The sequence below is a fragment of the Pseudoalteromonas sp. S3260 genome, from assembly GCF_005886925.1.
Classification (GTDB): Bacteria; Pseudomonadota; Gammaproteobacteria; order Enterobacterales; family Alteromonadaceae; genus Pseudoalteromonas; species Pseudoalteromonas tetraodonis.
Map to the genome: position 1 here is coordinate 1 of NZ_PNCV01000414.1, position 407 is coordinate 407.

At 49.1% G+C, this 407-nt stretch carries 1 pseudogene; it reads left to right on the forward strand.

Going from position 1 to position 407, the window contains the following annotated elements:
* Positions 1 to 30: 30 nt before the first annotated feature.
* Positions 31 to 407, forward strand: a pseudogene (locus tag CWC14_RS19010) (putative pyridoxal-dependent aspartate 1-decarboxylase); the annotation flags it as partial.

A 407-nucleotide genomic window follows, 5' to 3' on the forward strand; every position in this document is an offset into this window, starting at 1 on the left:
CGCCTTAAAGCCAATGCATTTAGGTATGTCATGAGTGATAAGCGTTTTGCCGTCGCATCAGAGCAGAGCTTGATGCGCGTCTTTACGGTGCCAGAGGCACCGGACTCAACGCTCAGTAAAATAGAAGCCGAGATTTCTAGTAATCTAGCTGGCTTTTTAAATGAGAACATTGCTGCGGTTGAAAAACCGCTGCATGAAATCGAGCGCGACTTCGAATCAGCTCAGGTTCCCGAAGAGCCGATGTTTGTCAGTGCCCATGCTCAGGACATCATGGAAAAGCTGGTAGCGCATTCTGTGCATACCGCTGCCCCGAGCTTTGTTGGTCATATGACCTCGGCGTTACCTCATTTTGTGCTGCCACTGTCCAAACTCATGGTGGGTCTTAACCAAAACCTGGTAAAGATCGA